At 69.5% G+C, this 15510-nt stretch carries 15 protein-coding genes; 5 read left to right on the top strand and 10 right to left on the bottom strand.

The genetic code is table 11. From position 1 onward, the window contains the following. Both JUB10_RS14385 and JUB10_RS14380 read left to right on the top strand, forming a co-directional pair. Positions 1-129 (top strand): aldehyde dehydrogenase family protein (locus tag JUB10_RS14385; protein ID WP_207456103.1); only part of this gene is annotated, 129 nt, incomplete at its 5' end. A gap of 116 nt (positions 130-245) precedes the next feature. Next, on the top strand, positions 246-1094 hold the full coding sequence (locus tag JUB10_RS14380) for an HpcH/HpaI aldolase/citrate lyase family protein (RefSeq protein ID WP_207457869.1): 849 nt from the start codon (positions 246-248) through the stop codon (positions 1092-1094). Between the two features lie 75 nt (positions 1095-1169). Here the strand turns inward: JUB10_RS14380 and JUB10_RS14375 are convergent, their stop codons facing one another. The 5 genes from JUB10_RS14375 to JUB10_RS14355 all read right to left on the bottom strand — a co-directional run bounded on the left by JUB10_RS14375 (position 1170) and on the right by JUB10_RS14355 (position 6242). Then, the gene (locus JUB10_RS14375; RefSeq protein WP_207457868.1) at positions 1170-1586 is read right to left on the bottom strand and encodes a cytochrome c oxidase subunit 4; all 417 of its coding nucleotides are present in this window, start codon (positions 1584-1586) and stop codon (positions 1170-1172) included. Further along, on the bottom strand, positions 1586-3328 hold the full coding sequence (gene ctaD / locus JUB10_RS14370) for an aa3-type cytochrome oxidase subunit I (RefSeq protein WP_207457867.1): 1743 nt from the start codon (positions 3326-3328) through the stop codon (positions 1586-1588). The genes JUB10_RS14375 and ctaD overlap by 1 nt, the downstream gene beginning before the upstream one ends. Next, entirely contained in the window at positions 3325-4260 is a 936-nt protein-coding gene (gene ctaC / locus JUB10_RS14365) for an aa3-type cytochrome oxidase subunit II (RefSeq protein ID WP_455905763.1), read from the bottom strand. The genes ctaD and ctaC overlap by 4 nt, the downstream gene beginning before the upstream one ends. Positions 4261-4418: 158 nt before the next feature. Next, entirely contained in the window at positions 4419-4769 is a 351-nt protein-coding gene (locus JUB10_RS14360) for a HesB/IscA family protein (RefSeq protein WP_207457863.1), read from the bottom strand. 45 nt (positions 4770-4814) lie between these two features. Beyond that, complete coding sequence (locus JUB10_RS14355) at positions 4815-6242, bottom strand: dipeptidase (RefSeq protein WP_207457861.1); 1428 nt, start codon at positions 6240-6242, stop codon at positions 4815-4817. 36 nt (positions 6243-6278) lie between these two features. Here JUB10_RS14355 and JUB10_RS14350 point away from each other — a divergent pair, with 36 nt between their 5' ends. Then, positions 6279-6839 (top strand): DUF3043 domain-containing protein, encoded by a 561-nt coding sequence (locus tag JUB10_RS14350; protein WP_207457859.1) that lies wholly within the window; start codon positions 6279-6281, stop codon positions 6837-6839. A gap of 71 nt (positions 6840-6910) precedes the next feature. Here the strand turns inward: JUB10_RS14350 and JUB10_RS14345 are convergent, their stop codons facing one another. From JUB10_RS14345 to hisD, 3 genes are read right to left on the bottom strand one after another with little or no spacing between them, the layout of a single operon-like run. Next, positions 6911-7942 (bottom strand): quinone-dependent dihydroorotate dehydrogenase, encoded by a 1032-nt coding sequence (locus tag JUB10_RS14345; RefSeq protein ID WP_207457857.1) that lies wholly within the window; start codon positions 7940-7942, stop codon positions 6911-6913. A gap of 2 nt (positions 7943-7944) precedes the next feature. Then, on the bottom strand, positions 7945-8415 hold the full coding sequence (nrdR, locus tag JUB10_RS14340) for a transcriptional regulator NrdR (RefSeq protein WP_207457855.1): 471 nt from the start codon (positions 8413-8415) through the stop codon (positions 7945-7947). A gap of 2 nt (positions 8416-8417) precedes the next feature. Beyond that, the gene (gene hisD, locus JUB10_RS14335) at positions 8418-9743 is read right to left on the bottom strand and encodes a histidinol dehydrogenase (protein WP_207457853.1); all 1326 of its coding nucleotides are present in this window, start codon (positions 9741-9743) and stop codon (positions 8418-8420) included. Positions 9744-9803: 60 nt separating this feature from the next. Here hisD and JUB10_RS14330 point away from each other — a divergent pair, with 60 nt between their 5' ends. Further along, the gene (locus JUB10_RS14330; RefSeq protein ID WP_207457851.1) at positions 9804-10337 is read left to right on the top strand and encodes a flavin reductase family protein; all 534 of its coding nucleotides are present in this window, start codon (positions 9804-9806) and stop codon (positions 10335-10337) included. A gap of 202 nt (positions 10338-10539) precedes the next feature. Beyond that, entirely contained in the window at positions 10540-10965 is a 426-nt protein-coding gene (locus JUB10_RS14325; protein ID WP_207457850.1) for a hypothetical protein, read from the top strand. Here JUB10_RS14325 and JUB10_RS14320 read toward each other — a convergent pair. Together JUB10_RS14320 and dnaE are read right to left on the bottom strand one after the other, a co-directional pair. Then, the gene (locus JUB10_RS14320; RefSeq protein WP_207457848.1) at positions 10938-11633 is read right to left on the bottom strand and encodes an alpha/beta fold hydrolase; all 696 of its coding nucleotides are present in this window, start codon (positions 11631-11633) and stop codon (positions 10938-10940) included. The genes JUB10_RS14325 and JUB10_RS14320 overlap by 28 nt on opposite strands. 203 nt (positions 11634-11836) lie before the next feature. Further along, a complete protein-coding gene (gene dnaE / locus JUB10_RS14315; RefSeq protein ID WP_207457887.1) occupies positions 11837-15304 on the bottom strand; it encodes a DNA polymerase III subunit alpha in 3468 nt (1155 codons plus the stop codon). Positions 15305-15510: the final 206 nt, after the last annotated feature.

The following is a 15510-nucleotide window of genomic DNA, read 5'->3' as shown; positions in this document are numbered from 1 at the left end:
AACCTCGTCCTCGGCGACGCCCCCGACCTCCCCTTCGGCGGCACCAAACGCTCCGGCTTCGGCCGCGAACTCGGCCGATCCGCCGTCGAGGAGTTCGTCAACCGCAAGCTGATCCGCGTCGCCGGCTAGACACCGAGACCCTCACGCGCGGGCGGCCACTCCCTCAGGAGTGCGCCGCCCGCGCCGTCGGCGCGCCCGTAAGCCGCCTATCGACCGACCCGACCGACCTCACCCCGAGAAGGACCATGACCGACACCGTGACTCTGCCCGAACGCCGCGCGATCGATCCGCAGATCGCGCGCTCCTGGCTGCTCGTCAACGCGGCCCGCGCCGACTCGCTCGCGCTCGCGACCGGGCCCGCAGCGGATCAGCTGATCGTCGACCTCGAGGACGGCGTCGACCCGGCGCGCAAGGACGAGGCCCGGGAGCGGGCGACCGAGTGGCTCGACCGCGGACACCGCGCCTGGGTTCGGATCAACGACCGGACGAGCGCGTTCTGGTCGGACGACCTCGCCGCGCTGCAATCGGCCGACAATCTCCTCGGGGTCGTGCTCGCGAAGACGGAGGCGGCCGAGCACGTCACGGAGACCTTCGACCGGCTCGGTGGGGCGCTCCCCGTCATCCCGCTCGTAGAGTCCGCGCTCGGCATCGAGGAGGCGACGGCGATCGCGAAGGCGAGGGGCGCGTTCCGTCTCGCCTTCGGCAGCGGCGACTACCGCCGCGACACGGGAGCCGCGGCGGACGACCTCGCGATGGCCTACCCGCGGTCGCGTCTCGTGGTCGCGAGCCGCGTCGGCGGACTGCCGGGGCCGATCGACGGCCCGACCGTCGGCACCGGCCGTCCGCTCCTCCGAGCGCAGACCGGCGTCGCCGTGTCGCTCGGTATGACGGGCAAGCTCTGCCTCGACCCCGCCCAGGTGCCGGTCATCGACGAGGTGATCTGCCCGACGGCCTCGGATGTCGCGTGGGCTCGGGAGTTCCTCGCCGACTTCGCCGCCAGGGGCGCCGTCATCCGGGACGGCAGCGACCTGCCCCGGCTCGGCCGGGCCCGGAAGATCGAGCGGCTCGCCGTCGCGTTCGGGCTGACCGGCTGAGTGTCCGCGGCATCCGGGGCGGAAATGCAGAAGGGGCGGGCGGGATAGACCCGGCCGCCCCTTCTCGCGGTGCGCTCAGTGCGCGAAGTAACCGCGGTAGTACTCGTACACCCAGCCGACGATCGCGACGACGAAGATCGTGAAGCCGATCATCGAGATCCACGCGCCGACCGCGAGGCCCAGGAAGACCAGGGCGCCGGCGCCGGCGAGGGTGATCGGCCACCAGCTCCACGGGCTGAAGTGCCCGAGCTCGGGGTCGCCGTCGTCGATCTCGGCGTCGAGCCGGTCCTCGGGCAGCTCACCGCCGAACGAGTTGTAGCTGCGCTGCGTGTAGAAGCCGAGGAACATCGCGAACACCGACGACAGGCTCAGCGCGACGAGGCCGACGGGCTCCTGCACGAGGCCCTCCGCGGCGTGCCACCACCCGTAGGCGACCGCGAACGCGGCGAAGATGACGCTCAGGATCCAGAAAAGGACCGCATTGGCTTTCATTAGCGGATCTCTCCCTTGGACTTGTCGAACGTGTCGGCCTGCGGGGCGTCCTTCGCCGGGCCGATGCCCACGGGAACGCTGGCCTCCGGGTGGTGGAGGTCCCACGCCGGCGACTCGGACCGGATGCGCGGGATCGACGTGAAGTTGTGCCGCGGCGGCGGGCAGGAGGTCGCCCACTCGAGCGAGCGGCCGAAGCCCCACGGGTCGTCGACCTTGACCTTCGGAGCCTTCCGGGCGGTGATCCAGACGTTGTAGAAGAACGGCAGGAGCGACGCCGCGGTCAGGAACGCGCCGACCGTCGACACCTGGTGCATCCAGGTGAAGTTGTCACCGGGGAGGTAGGTCGCGTAGCGGCGGGGCATGCCTGCCACACCCAGCCAGTGCTGGATGAGGAAGGTCATGTGGAAGCCGATGAACAGCATCCAGAAGTGGATGTGCCCGAGACGCTCGTTGAGCATCTTGCCCGTGAACTTGGGCCACCAGAAGTAGAAGCCCGAGAACATCGCGAAGACGACCGTGCCGAAGACCACGTAGTGGAAGTGCGCGACGACGAAGTACGTGTCGGACACGTGGAAGTCGAGCGGCGGCGAGGCGAGGATGATGCCGGTGAGACCACCGAAGAGGAAGGTCACGAGGAAGCCGATGGCCCAGACCATCGGGGTCTCGTAGGTCACCGATCCGCGCCACATCGTGCCGATCCAGTTGAAGAACTTCACACCCGTGGGCACCGCGATGAGCATCGTCATGAGCGCGAAGAACGGCAGGAGCACGGAGCCCGTGACGTACATGTGGTGCGCCCAGACCGTGACCGAGAGGGCCGCGATCGCGATCGTCGCGTAGACGAGGGTCTTGTAACCGAAGATGGGCTTGCGGCTGAAGACCGGGATCACCTCGCTGATGATGCCGAAGAACGGCAGCGCGATGATGTACACCTCCGGGTGACCGAAGAACCAGAACAGGTGCTGCCAGAGGAGCACACCACCGGTCGACGAGTCGTAGACGTGCGAGCCGAACACGCGGTCGGCGCCGAGCGAGAAGAACGCCGCGGCGAGCACCGGGAAGGCCATGATCACGAGGATCGAGGTCACGAGGACGTTCCACGTGAAGATCGGCATGCGGAACATCGTCATGCCGGGCGCACGCATCGTGATGATCGTCGTGATGAAGTTCACGCCACCGAGGATCGTGCCGAAGCCGGAGAGGCCGAGGCCGAACACCCAGAGATGGCTGCCGATACCCGGCGAGAACGTCTCGTTCGACAGCGGCGCGTACGCGGTCCAGCCGAAGGATGCGGAGCCCTGCGGGGTGAAGAAGCCGGCGACGGCCATGAGGCTGCCGAAGTTGTACAGCCAGTAGGCGAACGCGTTCAGACGCGGGAACGCCACGTCGGGGGCGCCGATCTGCAGCGGCATGAGCACGTTGGCGAAGCCCGCGAACAGCGGCGTCGCGAACATCAGCAGCATGATCGTGCCGTGCATCGTGAAGAGCTGGTTGTACTGCTCCTTGGTCTGGAGCAGCTCGAGACCGGGCTCGAACAGCTGCGCGCGGATGATCAGGGCCATCACGCCGCCGATGCAGAAGTACAGGAACGACGAGATCAGGTACAGGTACCCGATCGTCTTGTGGTCGGTCGAGGTGACCCACTTGACGATGGTGTCGCCGAGGGACTCAGCCTTGCTGCCGCCCGGGGTGTGGCCGACGTTGCCGGCCGTGGTCGTGGGACGCGGTGCCGTGGTCGTCATTCGCCGTCCTCCTGTCCGAGATCGTTGGTGTCGACGTCGTTCTCGCCGGACTCCTCGTCCTCGGGGGCGAGCTCCCCGTCGCCGGGTGCGCCGGTGCCGGGCTCGGTGCTGAACGCGTCGAGCTCGTTGCCGACCTGGCCGACGTTGCCTGCGTCGCGCAGGCTCTGCGTGTAGGCCTCGTACTCCTCCTCGGAGACGACGGCGACCTTGAAGAGCATCAGCGAGTGGAACTCACCGCAGAGCTCCGCGCACTTGCCCATGTAGACGCCCTCCTCCTGGGGGACGAAGTACATGTAGTTGCTCTTCGAGGGGTAGACGTCCTTCTTGTAGAGGAAGTCGAGCACCCAGAAGGAGTGGGCGACGTCGCGCGAGTCGAGCTTGATCTCGACGCTCTGGCCGACCGGCAGGTAGAGCACCGGGATGGAGTCGTCGACGACGTCGTTGCCGTTCTGCTGCTCCTGCGTCTGCGTGCCCTGGAAGTACACGTCCTCGTCGACGTAGTTGAAGTCCCAGCCCCAGCGCTTGCCGTAGACCTGGATCTGCACGTCGGGGTCCTCGATGCGCTCCTCGATCGCGGCCTGGTCACGGGCCGTGAAGGCGAAGAAGCCGAGCACGAGGATCAGCGGGATGCCGGTGTAGAGGATCTCGAGCGGCATGTTGTACCGCATCTGCACGGGGAACCCGGTCTGTCCGCGGCGGCGGCGGTACACGACGGCGGCCCAGATGATCAGGCTCCACGTGATGACGCCGACCCCGAGCAGGATCACCCAGGAGCCGGTCCAGAGGTTGATGATGCGGCCCGTGTGGTTGGTCGTCTCGGTGGTCCCGGGCAGGAAGCCCTGGGACGCGGCCTGGCTGCAGCCGGCGAGAACGATGGCGACGGCCGCGCCGAGCGGGATAGCAGCCCAGCGGAAGAGGCGATTGCGGCGCACCTGTGACCTCTCGGTGTTGTGGTGGTGGATCTCCCTCATCCTATAGCCCCGGAAGCGGCCCACCCGGCCTCGACCGACCCTTTTTCTACGTTCGGTAGAAAGCAAGGAGGGCGGCACCGGGAAACCGGTGCCGCCCTCGAAGCAGGGGAAAGCGGATGTCAGTGGAAGCTGTCACCGCACGCGCAGCTGCCCTGCGCGTTGGGGTTGTCGATCGTGAAGCCCTGCTTCTGGATCGTGTCCTCGAAGTCGATCGAGGCGCCGTCGAGGTAGGGGACGCTCATCTTGTCGACGACGACCTCGACACCGTCGAAGTCGCGCGTGGCGTCGCCGTCGAGCAGACGCTCGTCGAAGTAGAGCTGGTAGATCAGCCCCGAGCAGCCGCCGGGCTGCACCGCGAGACGGAGGCGCAGGTCGTCGCGGCCCTCCTGCGTGAGCAGGCTCTTCACCTTGGACGTGGCGGCCTCGGTGAGGCTGACACCGTGGGTGGCGGTCATCGTCGTGTCCGACATGCTGTCTCCTGATCTTCCCTGCAGAGCGCTGAGGTCCGGAGAAGTCTAACCGCGGGCGTCGAGCCGTGCCAGGAGCAGCGCCTCGGTGAGCACGGCGCGCCGGAACACGCCGAGGTGCAGCGACTCGTTGGGACTGTGCGCCCGCGAGTCGGGGTCCTCGACGCCCGTCACGAGGATCTGCGCCTCGGGGAAGACGCGCACGAGGTCGGCGATGAACGGGATGGAGCCGCCGACGCCGATCTCGAGGGGCGCGCGGTCCCAGGCATCCGTCATCGCGGCCTCGGCCTCGTCGACGGCCCAGCCGCTCGTGTCGACCAGGAACGGGTTGCCGAGGTCGAGGTCGGCGAACGAGACGTGCGCTCCGAACGGCGCGTGCTCGCGGAGGTGCCTCTCGAGCGCGGCGTACGCGTCGTCGGCGCTCTGCCCGGGCGCGATGCGGGCGCTGATCATGACGGTCGTCGACGCCGAGAGGGTGTTGGAGGCGTTCGCGATGCTCGGAGCGTCGATACCGGTGACGGTGATCGAGGGCTGGTACCAGAGCCGCGACGGGATGGAGCCGGTCCCGACCGGCCTGACCCCCTCGAGCAGCGCCGACTCCTCGCGGAGCTGCTGCTCCGAGTACTCGGGCGTGGGCGCGTCGTGGCTGGTGAGTCCCTCGACGGCGACGGAGCCGTTCTCGTCCCACAGGGTCGACAGCAGCTTGATCGTGGCGAGCATCGAGTCGGGCACGGCGCCGCCGAACATGCCGGAGTGCGACGCGTGGCCCAGGGTCGACACGGTCAGCTGGAACTTCACGTTGCCGCGCAGGGCGACGGTGAGGGCGGGCGTGTCGACGTCCCAGTTGTTGGAGTCGGCGACGACGATCGCGTCGGCGGCGAGCTCGTCGCGGTGGTCCTCGAGGAACTGCGAGAACGAGCGGGAGCCGTACTCCTCCTCCCCCTCGATGAAGACGGCGAGACCCAGGTCGAAGTCGGGCCCGAGCACGTCGACGAGGGCGCGGATGCTGCCGACGTGCGCCATCACGCCGGCCTTGTCGTCCGCCGCGCCGCGACCGTACAGACGGTCGCCGCGCACCGTGGGCTCGAAGGGCGGGGTCTCCCACTCCTCGTCCTTGCCGGGCGGCTGCACGTCGTGGTGCGCGTACAGCAGCACCGTCGGCCGGCCGTTGCGGGCGGCTCGCGTCGCGAGCACGGCGGGCTGGCCCTTCTCGGGAGTTCCGTCCTCGCCGCTGCCGGGGATCGTCGACTGGGCGACGGTCACCGAGTCGAAGACGCCGAGCCCGTCGAGCAGCGCCGCGACCGCCTCCGCGCTCTTCTCGACGTGCGCGGGGTCGAACGCCGCCCACGACACGCTCGGGATCTTCACGAGGGAGGACAGGTCGGACACCGTCTCCGGCATGCCGTCCTGCACCGCCTGACGGAGCCGGTCGAGGAGCTGGGGGTCGAGGGCGGGGGCCCGGTCGGGAGAAGCCATGCGAGTTATCCTAGGGAGACTCGAAAGGACTCCCCCGTGGCCAAGACTCCCCCGCAGCCGCTCGACGACGACGTCGAGGTCCGCGCCTCAGGCAAGGGCCGGCCGACGCCGAGCCGTCGCGAGCGCGAGCTCGCGAACCGCAAGCCCCTGATCGGCGACAAGAGCAAGGAGGCCAAGCGCGCGGCCCGCCAGGCTCTGGCGAGCGAGCGCGAGAAGGCCCGCATCGGCATGCTCAACGGCGACGAGAAGTACCTCACGCCGCGCGACCGGGGACCGCAGCGCCGCTACGCGCGCGACTACGTCGACGCCCGCTTCAGCGTTGGTGAGCTCCTCATCCCCGTGATGATCGTCATCCTCTTCCTCTCGACGCTGCCGAACGCCGAGGTGCGCTTCCTCTCCTACGTCGCGCTGTGGACGTTCTTCCTCATCGCGATCGTCGACGCGTTCTTCGTCGGCTGGGCGCTCAAGCGCCGGCTGACCGCGAAGTTCGGCCGGGTCGAGAAGGGCGTGCGGCTGTACGGCGCGATGCGCGCGATGCAGTTCCGCCGGATGCGCGTGCCGAAGCCGCAGGTCAAGCGCAACCAGTTCCCGGACTGACCTGAACTGAACGAAGGGGCGGCATCCGCGAGGATGCCGCCCCTTCGTCGTTCCCGGGCCCCGGCCCGCCGTCAGCGGGAGGCGAGCCGGCGGAGGCCGCGGTTGATGCTGCGCACCCAGAGCGGGCCGCGGTAGAGGAAGCCGGTGTAGCCCTGCACGAGCGTCGCGCCCGCGGCGAGCCGCTCGGCGACGTGCTCGGCGGTCTCGACGCCCCCGACCGAGATGACGCACATGTCGGCGGGCACGACGCCGCGCACGAGGCGCAGCACCTCGAGGGCGCGCGTGGCGAGCGGCGCCCCGGAGAGGCCGCCGGCGCCGATCTCAGCGACGCGGGAGGCATCCGTCACGAGTCCGTCCCGGGTGATCGTCGTGTTCGTCGCGATGATGCCGCCGAGCTCGAGGTCGACGGCGAGGCGGGCCACGTCGACGACGTCCTCGTCGGCGAGGTCCGGCGCGATCTTCACGAGAACGGGCACGCCGCGCGCGGCGTCCTTCACGGCGCGGAGCAGGGGCTCGAGCCGCTCGCGGTCCTGCAGGCCGCGGAGGCCCGGAGTGTTCGGCGAGCTGACGTTGACGGCGAGGTAGTCGGCGACCGGGGCGAGCTCGCGGGTCGAGACGAGGTAGTCGGCGATCGCGTCGTCGACCTCGACGACGCGGGACTTGCCGATGTTGACCCCGATCACGGGGCGCGGACTGCGGGAGCGCTCCAGCTGGATGCGACGCCGTGCGGCGGCCGCTCCCCCGTTGTTGAAGCCCATCCGGTTGATCACGGCGCGGTCGGGTACGAGCCGGAAGAGGCGCGGGCGTGGGTTGCCCGGCTGCGCCTGCGCGGTCACCGTGCCGACCTCGACCGAGCCGAAGCCGAGGACCCCGAGCCCGCGGATGCCCCTGGCGTCCTTGTCGAACCCGGCGGCGAGGCCGAACGGCGACGGGAAGGTGAGGCCGAGCGTCTCGACGGCGAGCGACGGGTGCGGCGCGGTGAACCGGCGCACGAGCGGACCGAGCGGGGTGCGCGGCAGCAGACGGATGACGCGGAACGCGAGCTCGTGGGCGTGCTCGGGGTCGAGGCGCGTCAGGACGACGCGGAAGAGGAGGGGGTACATGCTCAGCCGGCCGCCGTCGGCTTCGCGTCCTTCTCCTCGCGGAGGCTCTGGATCGCCGACTCGAAGTCCTCGAGCGAGTCGAAGCCCTGGTAGACGCTCGCGAACCGGAGGTAGGCGACCTCGTCGAGCTCGCGGAGCGGCGGGAGGATCGCGAGGCCGATGTCGTTCGCCTCGATCTGGGAGGCGCCGGAGGCGCGCACCGACTCCTCCACGCGCTGCGCGAGCACGGCGAGGTCGCTGTCGGTGACCGGGCGGCCCTGGCAGGCCTTCCGCACGCCGCTGACGATCTTCTCGCGGCTGAACGGCTCGACGACGCCGCTCCGCTTGATCACGGTGAGGCTCGCCGTCTCGGTCGTCGAGAAGCGACGCCCGCAGTTCGGGCACTGCCGCCGGCGGCGGATGCTCGTGCCGTCGTCACTCGTCCGGGAGTCGACGACGCGGCTGTCGGGATGGCGGCAGAACGGGCAGAACACGACTACGAGGGTACGCGGTCGTCGCCGGTGAACCGGGCGCTCACCGCGGCGCCGTGCGCGGGCAGGTCCTCCGCCTCGGCGAGCGAGACGACGCGGTCGGCGACAGCCTCGAGGGCGGCGCGCTCGTAACGCACGACCTGCTGCGGGCGCAGGAAGGTGTAGGCGCCGAGGGCCGAGGAGAAGCGCGCGTTGCCGCTCGTCGGGAGCACGTGGTTCGACCCGGCGAGGTAGTCGCCGAGGCTGACCGGGGCGTGGTCGCCGAGGAAGATCGCGCCCGCGCTGTCGATGAGGTCGAGCACCGCGGCGGGCTCCGCCGTCTGGATCTCGAGGTGCTCGGGCGCGTAGACGTTGGAGAACGACGCGGCCGACACCATGTCGTCGACGAGCACGATCGCCGACTGGCGGCCGCGGAGGGCCTCTCGCACGCGGGCGGAGTGCTTCGTCGCGGCGACGATCGTCTCGAGCTCCCGCTCGACGGCGTCGGCGAGCTCCACGGAGTCGGTCACGAGCACCGCGGCGGCGACCTCGTCGTGCTCGGCCTGGCTCACGAGGTCGGCGGCCACGAGGCTGGGGGTCGCGGTGGCATCCGCGATGACGAGGATCTCGGTCGGGCCGGCCTCGCTGTCGATGCCGACGACGCCGGTGACGACGCGCTTCGCCGCGGCGACGAAGCGGTTGCCCGGCCCGGTGACCACCTGGACGGGGTCGAGGCTCAGCGAGGGCACGCCGTAGGCGAAGGCGCCGATCGCGCCGGCGCCGCCCATGGCGTAGACCTCGTCGATGCCGAGGAGCCCGGCCGCGGCGAGGATCGTCGGGTGGATGGCGCCGCCGAGGTCCTTCTGCGGCGGCGATGCGAGGGCGATGTCCGCGACGCCCGCCACCTGGGCCGGCACGACGTTCATGACGACGCTCGAGGGGTAGACGGCCTTGCCGCCGGGCACGTAGAGGCCGACGCGCGAGACCGGCTGCCAGCGCTGGATGATCTCGGCGCCGTCGGCGACGCGGGTGACGACGGTCTCGGGCAGCTGGGCGCGGCTGGCCGTCGTGACGCGGTCGATCGCGGCCTCGAGGGCCTCGCGCACGGCGGGATCGAGGGAGCGCACGGCATCCGCGATCTCGCCGGCGTGGACGCGCACGTGCTCGGGCCGCACTCCGTCGAAGCGCTCGGCCTGCTGCAGCAGCGCGGCCTCGCCGCGCGCGCGGACGTCGGCGACGAGCTCCGCGGCGGTCGGCACGGCGGCGCCCACGTCGGTGAGCGAGCGGGGCACGAGGTCGAGGAGGTCGGCGCGGCTCGGGGTCGTTCCGCGCAGGTCGATTCGCTGGATCATCGGCGACCAGCCTAGGAGATGGGGAATGCCCCGGCTGGCTGCGTGATTCCATACCTTGTCATGAGCGAGTTGATCAGCCCCCCGGACCCGGTTCCCGCGACCCCGACGACGCAGGACGACGTCGAGGCGTTCAAGCAGGCGTTCCGCCGCCTCGCGGCCGGGGTCTCGGCGATCACGGCGCGGACCCCCGACGGCCGGCCCGTCGGCTTCACCGCGACGTCGCTCGCGTCACTCGCGGCGACTCCCCCGCTCGCGACCTTCAACATGGCGCGGGTGTCGAGCGCGTGGCCCGCGATCGAGAACACCGACCACGTGGCGATCCACATCCTCGGGGCGCGCAACCGCGACCTCGCGCAGAAGCTGTCGGGGCCGCGGGAGGAGCGCTTCGTCGGCGAGCACTGGGCCCCCGGGCCGCACGAGCTTCCCGTGCTGCGCGACGTGCCCGCGTGGATGATCGGCCGCATCGTGGAGCGCGTGAAGGTGCACGGCAACGCCGTCATCGTCGTGCAGATCGAGTCGGGCGGGCTCGGCGCGGAGGACGAGGGGCTGCTCTACCACGAGCGCCGGTACTTCACGCCGGGCGAGACGGTCTGAGGCACGCCGCTGAGACAACCGAATGGCGCTCAGCGAAAGTTTATTTAGGAGCGCCTCCCGGCATATATCGCCCCGTCCGCGCTAACCAGTCGTCGAAGGTGGGACAGGAGACGCGGCGGGCGGCCGACTGGCCGGAATCTCTCCACTGTCGAACTGCGTCGATAACCAACTCCAGGTACTCAACCGCGTAATTCGTCCATCTGTGATCGAATTCGGCGAGCTCGTACTGCTCGGCTCTCCAACCCGTGAGATCCACGAGATTCACACTCCCTGCCGCCTCACCTACGGCAGCACGAACACTCCGCTTCAGGTGACGGAGCTCACCAGGGAGGCGATGCTGGGCATCGTCGAAGGCTTCGTACGCCTTCTCAACTGTGTTCAACCACTGAGGCACGTCCCGCGAGGAGTGCGCCGTCTGAAGCAGCCCGCGCAGCGCTTTCAGCCGATGAATCAGCGCCTCCGCGCTGTCGGCGCGGAACTTTGCACGCTCGGCTCGGTCCTGCTGCTGCATCCCATATCGGCCGGACAAGTAGGATCCGATCATGGCCGCGGCGATCGTTGCGAGAAAACTGAGGAGATCACCGTGGCCTACATAGGAAGTCAACGCAGCGCCTCGGCGATCGCCTGACCCAGTTCGACGGGGCGCGTGAGCTGCGGCCAGTGCCCGGTGGGCAGGTCGACGATCTCGTAGTCCTCGAGCCTCGCGAGCTCGGCAACGTACGGGTGCCCGTTCTCGATCAGTTCGCGGAGCGCCGACGAGGGCCACTCGCACGTGATCACCGTCGCGGGCACCGAGTAGCGGGCGGGATTCGAGAGCGTCTGCCGGTCGTACGCGACGCCCTTGGGCTCGGGGATCGCGAGTTCGCGCAGACGCAGCCTCAGGTCGTCATCGAGGTCGACGAGGTCCTCCTCCTCGAAGACGCTCCAGTCGGGCAGCGGAATCTCGTCGCCCACGGCCGGCAACTGGTCGTTGATCACGCCGCCGTCGGCGAGCGGCCCGCTGTCGACGTAGACGGCGCGCTCGACCCGGTCGGGCCGGGCGTCGACGACGGCATGAATGATCGCGCCCCCGCCCGAGTGGCCGACGAGGGCGACCCTGCCCCCGATCCGGTCCACCTCGGCGATCGCGGCTTCGACGTGGTCGCGCAGGCCGATGCCCGAGCGGTCGGCATCAAGCGACTCCTTGCCGGGCAGCGTCAGCGGATGCACCGTGTGCCCCTCGGCCTCGATGGGCGGGAGCACGGGCTGCCAGCTCGCGCCGTCGAGCCAGAAACCGGGAACCAGGAGAACGTCCATGGCCCAACGCTAGGCCGCACGGCCGACATCCTGAAGAGCGCCAGAGCCGCCCGTCCGAGCGCGCCGGCGGGGTCAGCGGACGAGCCGTGCTGACCCTCGTCGGCTCCCGAAGCCGTCCTACCGGTGCTCAGGCGGGGTCAGCGGGCGAGGCTACGCCGATCTCCTGCGGCTCCGGAGCCCTTCCCACCGGCGCGCAGGCGGGGTTAGCGGGCGAGGCAGTTCGGGCCGAGCAGGCTCTTCAGCTCGCCGAACAGGTCCGCCGAGACGCGCACCGGGTACGGGATCTCGAACACGCGCGCGGCATCCGGCTTGAGCAGGCGCAGGCGCACCTCGGTGTCGCCGGCATGCCGGATGAGCACGTCGTACAGGCCCTGCACGACGTCGGTCGTGGCGCGAGCCTCGTGCATCGAGAGCGTGAGCGGGCCCGACTCCCCCGCCGCCGTGCCGAGGTCGGGCACGAACATGCTGACGGCGTGGATGTTCACGCCGTCGTCGCGGGCGCTGACGCGGCCCTTGATGCAGACGATCGAGTCGGCGACGAGAGCCGGCGAGAACTCCTGGTACGTCTTGCCCATGAACATGACGGTGATCTCGCCGCCGAAGTCCTCGAGCGTGACCATGCCGTACTGGTTGCCGGACTGCCGCGCCGTGCGGTGCTGCACGCTCGTGAGCAGCCCAGCGATCGAGAGCGTCTCGCCGTCGCGGCCGCCCTCGCTCGCGAGGATGTCGGCGATGTTCGCGGTGGCGTGCTGCGCGAGCTGGAGTTCGAGCCCCGCCAGCGGATGGTCGGAGACGTAGAGACCGAGCATCTCGCGCTCGAACGCGAGCTTGTCGCGCTTCGCCCACTCCGGTCGCGGCGGCACGGCGACCGCCTGCTGCGGCTCGTCCCAGAGGCTGTCGAAGTCGAAGCCGACCTGCCCGTTGGCCTCGTTGCGCTTGACCGAGACCGCCGAGTCGACGGCGTCCTCGTGGATCTCGAGGAGCGCGCGTCGCGTGGCCCCGAGCGAGTCGAAGGCGCCGGCCTTGATGAGCGACTCGACGGTGCGCTTGTTGGCGACGGGCAGCGGCACCTTCGTGAGGAAGTCGTGGAAGCTCGTGAACTTCCCCTTCGCCTCGCGGGCCTGCCGGATGTGGTCGACGACGCTGAAGCCGACGTTGCGCACGGCGCCCAGGCCGAATCGGATGTCCTCGCCGACGGCGGTGAAGAAGCCGATCGACTCATTGACGTCGGGCGCGAGCACCTTGATGCCCATGCGGCGGCACTCGTTGAGGTACAGCGCGAGCTTGTCCTTCGCGTCGCCGACGCTGGTCAGGAGCGCGGCCATGTACTCGGCCGGGTAGTGCGCCTTGAGGTAGGCGGTCCAGTAGGACAGCACGCCGTAGGCGGCCGAGTGCGCCTTGTTGAAGGCGTAGTCGGAGAACGGGAGCAGGATCTCCCAGAGCGTCTGGATCGCGGCCTCGGAGTACCCGTTCGCCTTCATGCCGTTCGAGAAGCCCTCGAACTGCTTGTCCAGCTCGGACTTCTTCTTCTTGCCCATGGCGCGCCGCAGGATGTCGGCCTGTCCGAGCGAGAACCCGGCCACCTTCTGCGCGATCGCCATGACCTGCTCCTGATAGATGATCAGGCCGTAGGTCGTGTCGAGGATGTCGCGGAGCGAGTCGGCGAGCTCCGGGTGGATGGGCGTGATCTCCTGCTGCCCGTTCTTGCGCAGCGCGTAGTTCGTGTGCGAGTTCGCGCCCATCGGGCCCGGGCGGTACAGCGCGATGACGGCGGAGATGTCCTCGAAGTTGTCGGGCTTCATCAGGCGCAGCAGGGAGCGCATCGGGCCGCCGTCGAGCTGGAACACCCCGAGGGTGTCGCCGCGGGACAGCAGGTCGTAGGCCGGCTGGTCGTCGAGCTCGAGCTCCTCGAGCACGGGGCGGAAGCCCCGGTTCGCCTCGATGTTGTCGAGGGCGTCGTCGATGATCGTGAGGTTCCTGAGGCCCAGGAAGTCCATCTTGATCAGGCCGAGCGACTCGCACGCAGGGTAGTCGAACTGCGTGACGATCTGGCCGTCCTGCTCCCGCTTCATGATCGGGATGATGTCGATGAGCGGCTCGCTCGACATGATCACGCCCGCGGCGTGCACGCCCCACTGGCGCTTGAGGCCCTCCAGGCCGAGCGCCGTCTCGAAGACGGTCTTCGCCTCCGCATCGGTCTCGACGACCGCCCGGATGTCGCCCGCCTCCTTGTAGCGCGGGTGCTCCGGGTCGAAGATCCCGGTCAGCGGGACGTCCTTGCCCATGACGGCTGGCGGCATCGCCTTCGTCAGCTTCTCGCCCATGCCGAAGGGGAAGCCGAGCACGCGGGAGGAGTCCTTCAGCGCCTGCTTCGCCTTGATCGTGCCGTACGTCACGATCTGCGCGACGCGGGCGTCGCCGTACTTCTCCGTGACGTACTTGATGACCTCACCGCGCCGGCGCTCGTCGAAGTCGACGTCGAAGTCGGGCATCGAGACGCGGTCGGGGTTGAGGAAGCGCTCGAAGATGAGGCCGTGGCGCAGCGGGTCGAGGTCGGTGATGCGCATCGCGTACGCGGCCATCGAGCCGGCACCCGATCCGCGGCCGGGGCCGACGCGGATGCCGTTGCGCTTGGACCAGTTGATGAAGTCGGCGACGACGAGGAAGTAGCCGGGGAACCCCATCTGGCTGATGACCTGGATCTCGTAGTCCGCCTGCTTGCGCACGTCGTCGGGGATGCCGCCGGGGTAGCGCTCGGCGAGCCCCTTGTTGACCTCCTTGACGAACCAGGTCTGCTCGGTCTCGCCCTCGGGCACGGGGAACCGGGGCATGTAGTTCGCGTTGGTGTCGAACTGCACGTCGCAGCGCTCCGCGATGAGCAGGGTGTTGTCGCAGGCCTCGGGGTGGTCGCGGAACAGGTGCCGCATCTGGGACGCGGACTTGAGGTAGAACTCGTCGGCGTCGAACTTGAAGCGGTTGGGGTCGTCGAGGGTGGAGCCGGACTGCACGCAGAGCAGCGCCGCGTGCGAGGTGGAGTCGTGGGCGTGCGTGTAGTGGAGGTCGTTCGTCGCGACGAGCGGCAGACCGAGGTCCTTCGCGAGGCGCAGCAGGTCGTTCATGATGCGCCGCTCGATGCCGAGCCCGTGGTCCATGATCTCGGCGAAGAAGTTCTCCTTGCCGAAGATGTCGCGGAAATCGGCCGCGGCCTGCTTCGCCTCCTCGTACTGGCCGAGCCGCAGGCGGGTCTGCACCTCGCCAGAGGGGCAGCCCGTCGTCGCGATGAGGCCCTTGCCGTACTGGCTGAGCAGCTCGCGGTCCATGCGGGGCTTGAAGTAGTAGCCCTCGAGCGACGCCCGCGACGACAGGCGGAAGAGGTTGTGCATGCCCTCGGTCGTCTCCGACAGCAGCGTCATGTGCGTGTAGGCACCCGCGCCCGAGACGTCGTCCTCTCCCCCGTTGCCCCAGCGCACGCGGGTGCGGTCGCTGCGGTGGGTGCCGGGGGTGAGGTACGCCTCGGTGCCGATGATCGGCTTGATGCCGACGTCCTTCGCCGTCTTCCAAAAGTCGTACGCACCGAAGACGTTGCCGTGGTCGGTGACGGCGACGGCCGGCATCCCCTGCTTCTGCGCCTCCTCGAGGAGGGGCTTCACGCGTGCGGCGCCGTCGAGCATCGAGTACTCGCTGTGCACGTGCAGGTGGACGAACGAATCGGCGCTTGAGCTCACTCGGCTGCCTTCACTCCAGGTCGTCGGGCGGGTGGGGGGAATCAGTTTAGGTCGGCCGGAGCGCCGCCCTCGGGCGCGTCGCACTCCGTGTCGCCGGTGGCGGCAGTGCCCGGTGGGCGGGACCGCCGGACGACCCCCGCTCCGTCGAGCAC

The sequence above is a fragment of the Desertivibrio insolitus genome (assembly GCF_017355965.1).
Taxonomy (GTDB): domain Bacteria; phylum Actinomycetota; class Actinomycetes; order Actinomycetales; family Microbacteriaceae; genus JAFIQW01.
This window is presented reverse-complemented; position numbering and strand designations above follow the sequence as displayed.

Bases quoted from the DNA above. Each gene is read 5' to 3' on its own strand.
- hisD (WP_207457853.1), bottom strand. From the start codon at position 9,743: ATGATCCAGCGAATCGACCTGCGCGGAACGACCCCGAGCCGCGCCGAC.
- JUB10_RS14345 (WP_207457857.1), bottom strand. From the start codon at position 7,942: ATGTACCCCCTCCTCTTCCGCGTCGTCCTGACGCGCCTCGACCCCGAG.
- dnaE (WP_207457887.1), bottom strand. From the start codon at position 15,304: ATGCTCGACGGCGCCGCACGCGTGAAGCCCCTCCTCGAGGAGGCGCAG.
- JUB10_RS14330 (WP_207457851.1), top strand. From the start codon at position 9,804: ATGAGCGAGTTGATCAGCCCCCCGGACCCGGTTCCCGCGACCCCGACG.
- JUB10_RS14380 (WP_207457869.1), top strand. From the start codon at position 246: ATGACCGACACCGTGACTCTGCCCGAACGCCGCGCGATCGATCCGCAG.
- JUB10_RS14375 (WP_207457868.1), bottom strand. From the start codon at position 1,586: ATGAAAGCCAATGCGGTCCTTTTCTGGATCCTGAGCGTCATCTTCGCC.
- JUB10_RS14360 (WP_207457863.1), bottom strand. From the start codon at position 4,769: ATGTCGGACACGACGATGACCGCCACCCACGGTGTCAGCCTCACCGAG.
- JUB10_RS14320 (WP_207457848.1), bottom strand. From the start codon at position 11,633: ATGGACGTTCTCCTGGTTCCCGGTTTCTGGCTCGACGGCGCGAGCTGG.
- JUB10_RS14355 (WP_207457861.1), bottom strand. From the start codon at position 6,242: ATGGCTTCTCCCGACCGGGCCCCCGCCCTCGACCCCCAGCTCCTCGAC.
- ctaD (WP_207457867.1), bottom strand. From the start codon at position 3,328: ATGACGACCACGGCACCGCGTCCCACGACCACGGCCGGCAACGTCGGC.